Genomic DNA, 14,639 nt, shown 5'->3' with positions numbered 1-14,639 from the left:
AAACATCATGAAAAAGCAGTCAGCTGTTTTTAAATATCTTGGCTTAATGATTGGACTGGTTCTGATTTTTATTCCGCTGTTTTACACATTTATCAGCGCCTTTAAAGAAACGAAGCAGATTACTAGAGATTTTCTAGGTATACCAGCACCTTTCATAGGTGAGAACTTTACCCGTCTACTGGATGATGGGATTGGTCAATATTTTCAAAATTCAGTTATTATCACCGTTTGTTCAATTTTTTTAATCACGATTTTTGTTCCAATGGCAGCTTATTCTATTGCTAGAAATATTTCGAGGAAGAAAGCATTTGGTATTATGTACAGCTTGCTGATTTTAGGGATTTTTGTTCCTTTTCAAGTAATCATGATTCCAATTACCAGCTTAATGAGCAAGCTGAATATGTCTAATATACCTGGGCTGATTCTTTTATACTTAGCCTACGCCATTCCGCAGACGTTGTTTTTATATGTCGGATTCATCAAAAATACGATTCCAGAAGAAATTGACGAAGCTGCTGAAATTGATGGCGCAGGGAAGCTGCGGATGTATTTTCAAATTATTTTTCCATTGATGAAGCCAATGCATGCAACAACATTAATCATTAACGCACTTTGGATTTGGAATGATTTCCTGTTGCCGCTTTTGATTTTGAATAAGGATTCATCTAATTGGTCGCTGCCGCTGTTCCAGTACAATTACTCTGGACAATACTTTAACGATTTTGGTCCTTCTTTTGCTTCCTATGTTGTAGGGATTTTGGTTATCTTGATTGTATATCTGATTTTCCAAAAGAACATCATCTCAGGTATGACAAATGGTTCTGTTAAATAAAATAAAGGAATAATGAATAAATGGGTCTCTTAGAAGAGTCTATATCATAAGCGAAAAATGAAGTACGATAGCCTCAAAAGATTTTGGTTTACTTATTATTTGTTTGGGTTAGAAAAGCTGCGGATGACTTGGCAGATGAAAGCGACTAAAGGCTTATTTTGAATCGCAGCTGATTGGTATGTGTTCCAATTAAATAGACTCATCTAGTCGATTAAAGAGAAAGAAGCAGATTTTAAAGGATTTAACTTGGAAGATGCTTTTCAGGGATGTCGCATTGCTTTTTTAATGAATGTTGCATCCCTTTTTTGTTAATATGCTTCCACTCTACTAAAAAGATTAACTATATATTTATTGAACAAAAAAGAACAGCAGAACCTACGTTTGTAGTAAAACTAGGATACTGTCTGCTTCAGTTTTTGGAAAGAAGGGTTCTGAAAAAAATGAAAATGATAACTTACGATGAAAAACAGCAGGTTTTCCATCTGTCAACAAATAAAATCAGCTACTTGATTCAAGTGGAGGACGGCGGTCTGCTGGCTCACCTCTATTTTGGGAAAGCAGTCCAGAGCTATCACGGACAATTTCGTTATCCTAGAGCAGACCGTTCTTTTTCTCCCAATCCACCATTGGCAAAGGATCGGTTATTTTCTTTTGATACTGTGCTGCAGGAATTACCCGGAAATCCTGGAGACTTTCGAGTGCCTGCGCTTGAGCTTCTACACGAATCCGGCAGCAGTGTGAGTGACTTTCGTTTTGAAGATTATGAAATCATTCAAGGGAAAAAATCCATTCCCGGACTGCCGGCTACATATGCTATGGAAAAAGAAGCAAGCACTCTGATTATTACATTAAAAGACCAGCTTTATGACATTTATCTGGATTTATTTTACACTGTTTTTGACAATCAAGCCGTTCTTGTGCGCTCCAGCCGACTGAGGAATGAGTCGGCAGAAACGCTTGCTATTCAAAAATTAGCTAGCCTGTCTTTGGATTTTGCCAGCAGTTCTTTTGAACTGGTTCATCTTAGCGGCTCATGGTCACGAGAACGAATGATTCAGCGGGAAGTGGTTGCTCCAGGTACAAAAGCTTTAAGTAGTAGAAGAGGATCAAGCAGCCATCACGAAAACCCTTTTGCAGCATTAGTAGCACCTGAGACGACGGAAGCAGCGGGAGAAGCCTATGGCTTTTCTCTTGTGTATAGCGGCAATCATGAGACGACTATTGAACGTGATCCTTATGAGCAAACAAGAGTCACAATGGGCATTAATTCTCAGCAGTTCTCTTGGAGTCTTGAAGCAGGCAATGATTTTTATACGCCAGAAGCAGTACTGGTATACTCTGATGAAGGATTAAACGGCATGTCTCAAAGCTTTCACTATCTATTTCAACACCATCTAATCCGGGGAAGATTTAAGTATGAACCGCGTCCTGTTCTGGCGAATAATTGGGAAGCAACCTTTTTTGATTTTAACGAAGAAAAGATTATGGAGATTGCGAAGGAAGCGAAAGAACTGGGGGCAGAGCTTTTTGTTTTGGATGACGGCTGGTTTGGAAAACGAGATGCAGATAATTCTTCCTTAGGTGACTGGTATGAATATGAAGGTAAGCTTTCAAGAGGTTTGGCTCAGTTGTCAAAAGAGATTCATGGACTCGGCTTGTCCTTTGGCTTGTGGTTTGAGCCGGAAATGATATCAGAACAAAGCGAACTTTATAAAAAACACCCAGACTGGGCATTTCATGTTCCAGGACGTGAAAAAACGATTGGGCGCGGTCAGTTTGTTCTTGATTTTTCCAGAGCGGATGTTCGGGAAACTGTTTATCAGCAAATGAAGGCTATTTTAGATCACGTTCAAGTGGATTACATTAAATGGGATATGAACCGTAATATGACGGATGTCTATTCGGTACTTCTAAAAAAAGAACAACAAGGTGAAACCGCTCATCGTTATATTTTAGGGTTGTACGAATTTCTTGAACGAATGACCACAGAATATCCTGACATTCTTTTTGAAAGCTGTTCAGGAGGGGGCGGCCGCTTTGATCCGGGGATGCTTTACTACATGCCTCAAGTTTGGGCGAGCGATAATACAGATGCTGTATCACGAATGGCAATTCAATATGGCACTAGCTTGGTTTATCCAGTTTCAACAATAGGCGCTCATGTTGCAGCAGTCCCTAATCATCAGACCGGTCGTACTACTAGCTTGGAAACAAGAGGGAATGTGGCGATGTCTGGACTTTTCGGCTATGAGCTGGACTTGACGCATCTTTCTGATGGAGAAAGGGAGGAGCTGAAGGAGCAAACAAACTTTTATAAAAGTCATCGGCAACTGATTCAATACGGCACATACTATCGTTTGAAGAGTCCGTTTGAAGGGAATGAAGTTTCCTGGCAGTTTGTTGCTCCTGATCAATCAGAAGCGCTGGTCTTTTACAGCAGAGTACTGGCAGAAGCCTCTGCTCCTTTCCATGTGTTGAAGCTAACAGGGTTGAATCCTGAGAAAAGCTATCGGATTAAGGACAAAGTTGTGGGCGGCGACGAACTAATGAATATTGGACTCTATATTGATACAGAAGCATGGGGAGACTACGCAAGTCAGTTAATATATATTGAGGCAGCAGATTAAGGGAGCTGCAAAAGCAATTTTCTGCAAAAGCTGCTGAAAATAAGAAAACCACTAGTCAAATACAAAAATTTTTGATATACTTCGGGAAGTAAGTACAAAAGTAAAGAGAGTACCCTATTTAAATCATCACAGCAATTTCGGGGCGATGGGAGCCGAAAATGAGCAGATAGCGGGAAGCGCACTTTACTACTGTCGTATAGCGACCGGTTAATCAACCGTTATCAGAGTGAAGCAGATTTGCTGGCTAGACAGCAAATAAGTAGAGTGGTACCGCGGGAATTTCTCGTCTCTAATCATCCGGTTGTCGGGTGGTTAGGGACGTTTTTTATTTTAATTTATAGGAGGCAGAATATGAATAACAAACAACTCGTTGCAGAAGCAATTTTTGCCGTTGTAAAAGATGACCTGACATTTGAACAAATTGTTCAGCTCTTAGAAAATCCTAAGTCAGCTGATCATGGGGATGTGGCCTTTCCAGCATTTTCACTAGCTAAAATCTTTAGAAAAGCTCCTCAGCAGATAGCCGCAGATTTGGCTGATCAAATTGATAAAACCTCATTTGAAAAAATTGAAGTAGTCGGACCGTATTTGAATTTCTTCATGGATAAAAAAATGGTCAGCGGGGCAGTCATCAAAGCTGTCGTTGAAGAAAAAGCACATTATGGCGACGCGTCCGTGGGGAACGATAGAAATGTAACCATCGATATGTCTTCACCAAACATCGCAAAACCAATTTCTATGGGGCATTTACGTTCTACAGTAATCGGTAATTCACTGGCGTATATTATGGCTAAGATTGGCTACCAGCCGATTAAAATCAATCACTTAGGCGATTGGGGCACACAGTTTGGTAAGTTGATTGTGGCATACAAAAAATGGGGTTCAGAAGAAGCTGTTAAAAAAGAGCCGATTAGCGAACTGCTGCGTCTATACGTACATTTCCATGAAGTGGCAGAAGAAGAGCCGGAGCTGGAAGATGAAGCAAGAGCCTGGTTCAAAAAGCTGGAGGAAGGCGATGAAGATGCCATCCAGCTGTGGCAATGGTTCAGAGATGAGTCTTTACAGGAATTCAATAAGATTTACGATATGCTTGGTGTAACCTTTGATTCATTCAATGGAGAAGCGTTCTTCAATGATAAAATGGATGAAGTTATTACTATGCTGGAAGAGAAGCACTTGCTAAAACAAAATCAGGGAGCAGATATTGTTGATTTAACAGCCTATAATTTGAATCCGGCGCTAATTCGGAAATCAGATGGAGCAACGCTGTACATTACCAGAGATTTGGCTGCAGCCTTGTATCGTAAACGGACTTATGATTTTGCCCAGTCTATTTATGCGGTTGGTAATGAACAGTCAAACCACTTTAAGCAGTTGAAAGCTGTACTCAAGGAGATGGGCTTTGATTGGTCAGATGATATGCACCATATTCCCTTTGGTTTGATTACACAAGGCGGGAAGAAGCTTTCTACTCGTAAAGGGAAGATTGTTTTATTAGAAGAAGTGCTGAACGAAGCGGTTCAATCGGCTGAACAGCAGATTATGGAGAAAAATCCTGATTTGAACAATCGTGAAGAGGTTGCAAAACAGGTTGGGATCGGCGCAGTTATTTTCCACGATTTGAAAAATGATCGTCTGAACAACTTCGATTTTGTTCTTGATGAAGTGGTTCGTTTCGAGGGAGAAACAGGTCCATATGTTCAGTATACACATGCTCGGGCGATGAGTATCTTAAGAAAAGCAGAATTTACACCGGATGAAAAAGCAACATATGTTTTGGATGATTCGGAAAGCTGGGAAATTATCAAGCTGCTGCAGAAATTCCCAGATACAGTTCTGTTGGCTGCTGAAAAATATGAGCCATCTGTTATTGCGAAGCATGCTATTCAACTAGCACAAGCTTTTAATAAATATTATGCTCATGTAAAAATTCTAGTTGAGGACGAACAGCGGGATGCTCGTCTGGCACTAGTTTACAGCATGGCTACGCTGTTAAAAGAGGATTTGCGTTTGCTAGGTTTGCATGCACCAGATGAAATGTAGAAGCTAAGTAGAAGTAAATAGCTAGAACCGGATAATTGTGCTGTAGCATAGTTGTCCGGTTTTTACTCTTGATAAACTATGATTGATTTAAAAGCTCTACATCAAAAAACGTATGATGCTAGGTTATTTATCATTCCCTACACAATCCTTTTTTCCAAAGAAGAGAGCTATAGGTTTAAGTAGAATTTCGGTATTCTATCTATGAGATGACTAGCTTTCTGATAAACTGTAACATTAAAAAAATTCAGTTTACGGTTAGTTGTTCTTTTATGCAGGAATTCTTAAAAGTATTGGCGATTTTTTCTTAAAGAGTTTTTACTAACACAAACTATCAATGGAAAGAATTGAAAAGGATGGAGTACATTTTTAGGCAAAGACTTTATATTTGAAGAAAGAAGGAAAGAAAATGAGCAGAAAAATTGAAGTGGTTCCTTATAATCCAGCATGGCCGCATTTGTTTGAAGAGGAGAAGGCGTGCTTAAAGCAAGCTCTGCCGGATGAACTGGTTGTCAGTGTAGTTCACATCGGCAGCACTTCAGTTCCGAGACTGGCGGCAAAACCGATTATTGATATTTGCTTGATTGTAGAAGATATAGCTGAACTGGACAAATATCAGGAAGTAATGGCTGAAATAGGCTATGAAAGCTGGGGAGCCTATGGATTGCCTGGTAGAAGATACTTTCCTAAAGGGGGAGATCAGCGCAGTCATCATATCCATGCCTATCAGTTTGATAATTTAAGTGAAATTGGCCGGCACATAGCGTTTAGAGATTTTCTGCGCAATCATCGGGAAATAGCTTCAACGTATGGTGAAATAAAACAGACAGCTGCAGCTGCTTATCCTGAAGATATTGAAAGCTATGGAGATTACAAGGATGAGTTTGTGAAGAAAGTTGAAAAGGAAGCCTTGAAATGGCTGTGGTTGAATAAATAACAGATGTCTTTGTTGGGTGGTCGGTATCCCTGTCAAGCCCTTTGATGACAAATATTAAGCTTTGTTTACGGTGTTTAAATAATCTAGTATTTTTGAAAAAAGGGTGCTATAATTTTCACAAGCTTAAGAGCTTAACTACATATAAAGGTGGCACCCATATCTATGACGGAAAAATGGACTGAAGATAAAGAGTATATGTCTTATGTAGAGGATTTATTAGCAACTGAAGAAGTGCAGAGACTAGGGAATTACATTCAGCATGTAAACTCAACTCGTTTAGAACATTCAATCAGCGTGTCGTACTACAGCTATAAGCTGGCAAAAAAATGGAATGGTGATGCCCGAGCTACTGCTAGAGCGGGTCTGCTTCATGATTTATTTTATTACGACTGGCGTACAACCAAGTTCGACGAAGGTTCGCACGCATATATGCATCCGCGGATTGCAGCAAGAAATGCTGAAAAAATTACGGAATTATCTGATCTTGAACGTGATATCATTATTAAGCACATGTGGGGGGCAACGATTGCGCCTCCGAAATATAAAGAAAGCTATATTGTGACAATGGTGGATAAATATTGTGCAATAAAGGAAGCGTCTATTCCTTTTGTTTCCGCTGTAAAAGGCAAATGGGCTCAATACTTTAGCCGTAATCAGGAACCTGTTCAGTAAAACCATGACATCTACTGGTAATAATAGGTAATACTAGCAAAAAATGAAATAACAAGTATAAAGCCATCTGGGCATTGCTCAGATGGCTTTTTTGTTTGTTTGAATCTCAAAGAATAAGTGCGCTCTAAGCTGTTATCAATCTATGTCTTTAAATTAGTTATTTTATCATTTTATCTGTATTTTTTTTAAAAATTGATAATTTTAAATATGTTAAGTTTGCTAAAATAAATGAGTGGATGAATATGGAGACTGTATTTTCAAACGCAGCTGTTGCTGGTCAGTTGGCCACAGGTATTAGTGAAGGGGTTCAAGGGATTAGTCAGTCACGTATGATTACAAAGGATACCCGAACAACCGTGACAGGAAATGGTGCGGCTCATACGGCGATTGATGAGCTAACTACACTGACATTGGCTGATAGAAAATGAAGTTTTTGATTGCTATGCTTCTAGTAATGGAAAGAGTATAGATAATATAATACGAGAAATGAAAGGTAAGACTAAAAAGCAATCTGAAAGATTAGTTCTAAATTTGGATGGTTTTGATCAACAAGTAGTTGATAATTTAATTGAAGCTATTCATAGAAAAGCAAATCCAAATCAAGATTTAAAGCGGTTAAAAGAGGTAATTTTTGTCAAAGATAGACAAGTGAATCAGGTATTTTGGAGGGAGTAATGATGGAATATGAGTTATTTATTTATACAAAACTGACCTACGAAGAATTACTTAAGGAAGTCGAAAGGAGTTTTAAGCTCTTTTTCAATAAAGAAATGAATATAATCCAGACAGAAGAAAGTGTTTATATGGGAATGGATAAATTCTCTTTTTCAATAGAACTGGATGAGCAATCAGATATTGATTTTGTATCAGATAATTATCAGATAAATGTAAACACATATTTTTCAATTGAGGTTTATAATAAAACCTTTGATAAAGGGATTTTAGAGGCTTTACAACTGATGGGTATGTTACTAGAAAAAAGTACTAGTGCACTTTTTCTTGAAATTGGCGATCGACAATTATTTAGAAAAGAACAAGGTCAATTATGGATTAACAATAATCTGGAGGACTATCAAAAAGAATATTTAAATGCAGAAACTATACATTTACTTAGTAGTTCTTTTAAGGAAAAGAAAATGAAGATGATGTGATATTTTCTATACCAGTAGCAGATTTATTGATAGAGGCGAAGAATTGGGTAGTAATTATATTTCTTTTCCGCAATCAAACGTTATCATTTTGAATAGATTGCTAAGGATAGTTTTAAACTATTTGCTTAATTTCGCCTCAATGTCTTTCGTCTTCTATCCTTCTGGTTCAAGAGAATAATCGATTTTAATTGGCGTTCCACCAGTATAACCACTGCACTTTTGTGATGCACTCCGATAATGGATAGAAGCTATACTTTGGCGGAATTAAAAAAAGTTAAAGAGCAGCTATTTAATCAAGATTGGTGTTATGAACATTCTAAATCTTTAGAATGAAAATGAATAAATAATAGAAGTTTAACTGATATCTGTATTCCAATCCTTTAGTGCTATCACTTGCGTTAATGAAAATAATATGATAAGTTATGTACAGAAAAACAGAAGATGATGGCGATGGTGTTCGCCGATAAGCATTTATTTTTGAAAAGAAATAAATTAATGACGCCTACCAAACCAAGGGATGAGTCCCTTATTTGGTAGGCTTTTTTTGCTTTTCTAAATTACTGATACTGGAGTGAGTGAGTTGAAAAAAATAGAACATAAAGGTGTTTTTATAGGAATATACATGGTTAAATGGCTTTTGATTACAGTAATTATTGGATTGATAATGGGAAGTCTCTCTGCTCTATTTCTAAACAGTCTGACTCTGGTAACTTCATCTCGCGAAAGTCATCCGTATTTACTCTACCTGCTTCCGTTTAGCGGTGCAGTTTTTGCATTTCTTTATTCAAAATACGGAAAAAATGCTGCCGGAGGTAATAATCTAATCATTCGTCAGGCGAACGGAGGAGAAGAAGAAGTGCCGCTGCGTCTGATTCCGCTAACATTTTTTGGCACAGTGACTACACACCTTTTTGGTGGTTCTGTTGGGCGGGAAGGAACAGCCGTTCAAATGGGCGGTGCTATAGCAGATGCAGTTGGCAAAATATTCAGGTTAAGTGGCTATGAACGTGAAATTGTCTTAATAAGCGGAATTAGTGCAGGGTTTAGCTCTGTCTTTGGTACACCTCTTGCAGGTACTATTTTTGGCTTAGAGGTACTGGCTTTAGGAAAGCTCCGTTCTGAAGCAATTTTCCCTAGTTTTTTTGCTGCTTTTTTTGCGAACACAGTGACGGAAATGTATGGTGTTACTCATACTCATTATGCAATGGGAACAATTCCAGAATGGTCAGTGGCTTTATTTATGAAATTGTTATTGGCGGGCATTTGTTTTGGTCTGATGGGCTGGTTTTTTAGCCGGTCGATTGTTTTTCTGAAAAAGATGTACAGTAATTGGTTTTCCAATCCGGTTCTGCGTAACTTTATAGGGGGAGCAGTAGTGGTTGCAGCTGTTTTGCTTTTAGGGACCAGCCGTTATCTTGGTTTAAGTTTACCGTTGCTGACAGATGCGTTTGAAGGGACTGGTCAGCTATTCGATTTTGTCGGAAAACTGCTGTTTACCGTTTTATCTCTAGGTGCGGGTTATCAAGGGGGAGAAGTCACGCCTTTATTTGAAATTGGTGCGACAATGGGAAGTAGTCTGGCTCAGGTCCTTCACGTTTCCGTTCCTTTTTTGGCGGCGTTAGGCTTTATTGGTGTTTTCTCAGGAGCAACCAATACACCGATCGCTTGCTTCATTATGGGCGTAGAGCTGTTTGGAAGTGAGGGTGCAGTTTTTCTTTTAATGATTTGCATTATCAGCTATATGTGCTCTGGAAATACTGGGATTTATGGAGCTCAGGAGGTAGGTGCTGGAAAAGGCAAGCTGTTTTTCCCGCTCTATGAAAACTGGAGTCAAAAAAAAGATGATAGATAATCGACGGGAATACTTTCAGCGAATTTCCAGATGTGCTACACTGAGGTAGATGAGGTGAAACTATGAAGGATTATCAGTATCCACTAGATTTAGACTGGACAACGGATGAAATGGTTAGTGTGACAAATCTGTGGTCTGCTTTGGAACAAGCGAATGAATCAGGAATTGCAGTAGAAGTCTTTCTTGATGCTTATCAAAAATTCAAACAGGTTGTGCGGAGTATCGGCGAAGAGAAACGTCTAGGCCATGAGTTTGAACGAGTCTCCGGCTATTCGCTGTATCGAACCGTACAAGAAGCCAAGAAAAAGGGGACAGGCAGATTAAAGGTAGGGGGATAAGAAAAGATGCAGATGATTAATGTTGAAGAAGTCAAAAACTGGCTGACGGAAGCAGGAGAATTCATCAAAAGTAGCTTGAATAATACGCTGAAGGTCAAGGAGAAATCCAATCGTACAGATTTAGTAACGAATATTGATGAGGAAACGCAGCAGCTGCTGATTAGCAAAATTCAGCAGGTGTACCCGAAGGATAAAATTCTTGGTGAGGAAGAAGGCTATAACACCCTGGATTCTATGGACGGACGTGTTTGGATTATTGACCCGATTGACGGAACGATGAACTTTGTGATGGAGCAGGAAAATTTCTGCATCATGCTGGGGATCTTTGAAGACGGTATTGGTAAACTAGGATTCATCTATGATGTCATGCGTAATGAGTTGTATTGGGGCGGCAAAGAGACTGGTGTTTTCCGAAATGAAGAAAAATTGTCTAAGCCTCAGACAACAGAATTGGGAGCTGGACTGCTGGGTTTTAATGCTTATATGTATGGAGAAAATATTCATGGCGCTAAAGCTGTTGCAAATAAAAGCATGGGTGTTCGAGTAAGCGGTTGTGCCGGTCTAGAGATGATTGCTTTACTGAAAGGGAATCATGTTGGCTATGTTTCCAATCTTGCACCATGGGATTACGCACCTGGAATGGCGCTTATCGAAGCATTTGATTATAAAGCAACGACGATTTTCGGTGAACAGCTGTCCTTTGACGGCAGAGAGTATTTTGTGGCGGCACCGCCGGAAGCACATCAAGAAATCATGGCTGTTTTTCATGAAAATACAGCTGATTAGCGTTAAAATGCTCTGAATAATGAGAGAAAAGGGCAGATAGTCTAAAGTTTTCATGATTTCTGAAAACTTTAGACTATATTTCATGAAAAAAATTTGTTATAATAAACAGTCGGATTTTTATTCAAGTCAGAAGTTAAGAGAATGGAGTAAACAAATTAATGGTGAAATATAGAGAAGATATTCGTAACGTAGCAATCATCGCCCACGTCGATCATGGAAAAACAACACTGGTGGATGAACTGCTGAAACAATCACAAACTTTAGATGGACATACACAGCTGCAGGAACGGGCAATGGACTCGAACGCAATTGAAAAAGAGCGTGGTATTACAATTCTAGCTAAAAACACAGCGGTTGATTACAACGGTACGCGAGTGAATATCATGGATACACCTGGGCACGCGGACTTCGGTGGTGAAGTAGAACGTATCATGAAAATGGTTGACGGCGTATTGCTTGTTGTAGATGCTTATGAAGGAACAATGCCTCAAACTCGTTTTGTATTGAAAAAAGCCTTAGAACAACATTTGACGCCAATTGTAGTTGTAAATAAAATTGACAAGCCTTCTGCACGTCCAGAGCATGTAGTTGATGAAGTGCTGGAATTATTTATCGAATTAGGTGCGGATGAAGACCAGTTGGAATTCCCGGTTATTTATACTTCAGCGATCAACGGAACATCTAGTCTTTCAGATGATCCTGCGAATCAGGAAGCAACTATGGCACCGATTTTTGATACGATTATCGAACATATTCCTGCTCCTGTCGACAATAGTGATGAGCCACTGCAATTCCAAGTCTCTCTACTTGATTATAACGATTATGTGGGACGTATTGGGATTGGCCGTGTTTTCCGCGGAACAATCAGCGTAGGCGATCAGGTTGCCCTGCTGAAGCTGGATGGCTCTGTGAAGAAATTCCGGGTGACAAAATTATTTGGTTTCTTCGGTTTACAGCGTTTAGAAATCGAGCAGGCGAAAGCTGGCGACTTGATTGCTGTATCTGGTATGGAAGATATCTTTGTTGGAGAAACAGTTACTCCAGTGGATCATCAGGATGGACTGCCAATTCTGCATATCGATGAACCAACTCTTCAAATGACCTTTTTAGTAAACAACTCTCCTTTTGCCGGACGTGAAGGGAAGTTTGTAACTGCACGTAAAATTGAAGAAAGATTGATGTCTCAGCTGCAAACAGATGTATCTTTGAGAGTAGATCCTACTGCTTCACCAGATGCATGGACTGTTTCAGGTCGTGGAGAGCTTCATTTATCTATCCTTATTGAAAATATGCGTCGTGAAGGTTATGAATTGCAAGTATCGCGTCCAGAGGTAATCGAACGAGAAATCGAAGGTGTGAAGTGTGAACCGTTTGAACGAGTTCAAATTGATACACCTGAAGAATATATGGGAAGTATTATCGAATCCCTGAGTCAGCGTAAAGGCGAAATGCAGGATATGATTCATACTGGAAACGGTCAGATTCGTCTGATTTTCTTAGCGCCTGCTCGTGGTCTAATCGGCTACACAACTGAATTCCTGTCTATGACTAGAGGATACGGAATCATGCACCATACGTTTGATCAATACCTACCGATGATTCAGGGAACAATTGGCGGACGTCATCAGGGCGCACTGGTTTCTATTGATACTGGAAAAGCAACGACTTATAGTATCATGAGTATTGAAGAACGCGGAACGGTTTTTGTAGAACCAACTACAGAAGTTTACGAAGGCATGATTGTTGGTGAAAATAACCGGGATAATGACTTGACGGTAAATATTACAAAAGCAAAACAAATGACGAATGTTCGTTCAGCAACAAAGGATCAAACTTCAGTTATTAAGAAACCTAAAAAGTTGACTTTAGAAGAATCTTTGGAATTCCTGAATGATGATGAGTACTGTGAAGTAACGCCGGAAAGTATTCGTTTGAGAAAGCAAATTCTGAATAAAAATGAACGTGAAAAAGCTTCTAAGAAAAAGAAAAAAGCAGAGTAATAGTTGATATAAGACAAAGGCATTTTTTCAACCTGAAAATTGGTTGAAAAAATGCTTTTTTTATAAGTTATCTGAGCGGCTGGCTTTCACAGGTATCTAGTTTTATAAAATACTAGATTATGGAAACGACCTTTCAAGAAGATGTATTCTTTGTTATAATCACGTAAAGAAATAAGAAGGGATGAGGATATATGAATAGTTATTTCTCATTAGTCATTGAAGATGAGCTATGTCTTATCTATCCGGAGCTTCAAATGGCCGAAGAAGTCTTTCGATTAATTGATTCTGACCGAACACATTTGCGTCAGTTCTTAGATTTTGTTGATGATGTAGTCGATTGCAAAAGTCAGGAAAATTATATCAAGCTGAAGCTAAAAGGAGCAGCTGAAGGAACAGATAAGTTATTTTTCATAGCGATGGGTACAAAAATCATTGGCTGTATTGACTTCCATTTTATCAATTCATCTGACCGGAAAGCTGAAATCGGCTACTGGCTGCATTCATCCTATACAAAAATGGGTATTACCCAGAAAGCGGTTAAGACGCTATGTAGATACGCCTTTAGTATGCTAAACCTGAATAAGCTTACAATAATTGCAGATACTGAAAACACAGGTAGCAATGCCGTTGCTGAAAAATGCGGATTTTCATTGGTGGGAATCCGCAAACAAGATAAGCTGATTTATGGGGAATTGCGTGACTTAAATGAGTATTGCTTGCTGCAATCAGACTATACACCAGACTGTTAATCTACCAGAAAAAAACGTTAAAGGAGTAACATGATAATATTAAGGGACTATACAAAAAAAGTAATTCGTGTTGGCCTTCTGCTGGGAATTTTCTCTGGCGGGTCTTTAGCAGTCATAATGGGGCTGGTTTTAGTATTTGGACAAACACAGGAATCAGAGACTTCATTTGGAGAGCTGGTTTTAGTAAGTTTTATTCTATCATTGTTCGTGTTCCTGCTCGTTAGTTCATTTCAGCTTATCCCGTTACTGTTTACCTACTATCAACTTAGGAAATATCTTGAAGATGGAACCAAAGAAAAACAGGAAGAGCTGTTGGAATTATTAAATGGCGAAATGAATCAGCCGGCTATATGGCTGGAAGAACTATATTTTACCCGGCATTATCTGCTTAGTTTGCCATCATTTATCCTTGATAAAGATGAGCTGGTTTCCCATAAGTTTGATTGGAAAGGGCGAAACGTCAGACACGGGCGTATTTATAAGGCTGTATTCATCTTAAAAAATAAGAAGAAGGTATTGCGGCTAAGAAGAAGAACCGATTTGTCAAAAGTATCAAAATGGCGGCAAGGAAAGATACCTGAGTAGTTATATGAGCAGCAAAATTCATAAAACAGATTACTTAAATCGTTTTGTTCTGAAAGAGGAAGGAGAGGTA

14 protein-coding genes and 1 riboswitch are annotated in these 14,639 nt (G+C 39.0%); all 14 genes read left to right on the top strand.

What is annotated here, in order from left to right; translation table 11 throughout:
• Nucleotides 1-7: 7 nt before the first annotated feature.
• The 14 genes from ACPWSO_RS04505 (at nucleotide 8) to ACPWSO_RS04440 (ending at nucleotide 14,569) form a co-directional block, all read left to right on the top strand.
• Nucleotides 8-832, top strand: coding sequence for a carbohydrate ABC transporter permease (locus ACPWSO_RS04505; RefSeq protein WP_426081628.1), 825 nt, complete (start codon nucleotides 8-10; stop codon nucleotides 830-832).
• A 446-nt stretch (nucleotides 833-1,278) separates the two neighbouring features.
• Entirely contained in the window at nucleotides 1,279-3,459 is a 2,181-nt protein-coding gene (locus ACPWSO_RS04500) for an alpha-galactosidase (RefSeq protein WP_426081805.1), read from the top strand.
• A 351-nt stretch (nucleotides 3,460-3,810) separates the two neighbouring features.
• Nucleotides 3,811-5,502: an arginine--tRNA ligase gene (argS, locus tag ACPWSO_RS04495; protein ID WP_426081627.1), complete on the top strand. Its 1,692-nt coding sequence runs from the start codon at nucleotides 3,811-3,813 to the stop codon at nucleotides 5,500-5,502.
• A gap of 406 nt (nucleotides 5,503-5,908) precedes the next feature.
• Nucleotides 5,909-6,436 (top strand): GrpB family protein, encoded by a 528-nt coding sequence (locus tag ACPWSO_RS04490; protein ID WP_426081626.1) that lies wholly within the window; start codon nucleotides 5,909-5,911, stop codon nucleotides 6,434-6,436.
• Between the two features lie 162 nt (nucleotides 6,437-6,598).
• Complete coding sequence (locus tag ACPWSO_RS04485) at nucleotides 6,599-7,108, top strand: HD domain-containing protein (protein ID WP_426081625.1); 510 nt, start codon at nucleotides 6,599-6,601, stop codon at nucleotides 7,106-7,108.
• 242 nt (nucleotides 7,109-7,350) lie between these two features.
• A complete protein-coding gene (locus ACPWSO_RS04480) occupies nucleotides 7,351-7,536 on the top strand; it encodes a TIGR04197 family type VII secretion effector (RefSeq protein ID WP_426081624.1) in 186 nt (61 codons plus the stop codon).
• The gene (locus ACPWSO_RS04475) at nucleotides 7,523-7,783 is read left to right on the top strand and encodes a hypothetical protein (protein WP_426081804.1); all 261 of its coding nucleotides are present in this window, start codon (nucleotides 7,523-7,525) and stop codon (nucleotides 7,781-7,783) included. Before ACPWSO_RS04480 ends, ACPWSO_RS04475 begins: the two co-directional genes overlap by 14 nt.
• The gene (locus ACPWSO_RS04470; RefSeq protein WP_426081623.1) at nucleotides 7,783-8,259 is read left to right on the top strand and encodes a hypothetical protein; all 477 of its coding nucleotides are present in this window, start codon (nucleotides 7,783-7,785) and stop codon (nucleotides 8,257-8,259) included. The genes ACPWSO_RS04475 and ACPWSO_RS04470 overlap by 1 nt, the downstream gene beginning before the upstream one ends.
• Nucleotides 8,260-8,696: 437 nt before the next feature.
• A riboswitch (Fluoride riboswitch) is annotated at nucleotides 8,697-8,771 on the top strand.
• 110 nt (nucleotides 8,772-8,881) lie between these two features.
• A complete protein-coding gene (locus tag ACPWSO_RS04465) occupies nucleotides 8,882-10,111 on the top strand; it encodes a voltage-gated chloride channel family protein (RefSeq protein WP_426081802.1) in 1,230 nt (409 codons plus the stop codon).
• Between the two features lie 62 nt (nucleotides 10,112-10,173).
• The gene (locus ACPWSO_RS04460; protein ID WP_426081622.1) at nucleotides 10,174-10,449 is read left to right on the top strand and encodes a UPF0223 family protein; all 276 of its coding nucleotides are present in this window, start codon (nucleotides 10,174-10,176) and stop codon (nucleotides 10,447-10,449) included.
• A gap of 6 nt (nucleotides 10,450-10,455) precedes the next feature.
• Nucleotides 10,456-11,235 carry an inositol monophosphatase family protein gene (locus tag ACPWSO_RS04455; protein WP_426081621.1) on the top strand — a complete coding sequence of 260 codons (780 nt, stop codon included), beginning with the start codon at nucleotides 10,456-10,458 and terminating at the stop codon, nucleotides 11,233-11,235.
• A gap of 161 nt (nucleotides 11,236-11,396) precedes the next feature.
• A complete protein-coding gene (typA, locus tag ACPWSO_RS04450) occupies nucleotides 11,397-13,235 on the top strand; it encodes a translational GTPase TypA (protein ID WP_426081801.1) in 1,839 nt (612 codons plus the stop codon).
• A gap of 191 nt (nucleotides 13,236-13,426) precedes the next feature.
• Complete coding sequence (locus tag ACPWSO_RS04445; protein WP_426081620.1) at nucleotides 13,427-13,984, top strand: GNAT family N-acetyltransferase; 558 nt, start codon at nucleotides 13,427-13,429, stop codon at nucleotides 13,982-13,984.
• Nucleotides 13,985-14,014: 30 nt separating this feature from the next.
• A complete protein-coding gene (locus tag ACPWSO_RS04440; RefSeq protein WP_426081619.1) occupies nucleotides 14,015-14,569 on the top strand; it encodes a hypothetical protein in 555 nt (184 codons plus the stop codon).
• Nucleotides 14,570-14,639: the final 70 nt, after the last annotated feature.

This window comes from Enterococcus sp. LJL51, from assembly GCF_049894025.1.
In the GTDB taxonomy this organism is placed as follows: domain Bacteria; phylum Bacillota; class Bacilli; order Lactobacillales; family Enterococcaceae; genus Enterococcus_L.
Note: the sequence above shows the minus strand (reverse complement) of the source record. Positions and strands in the feature narration are given on the sequence as shown.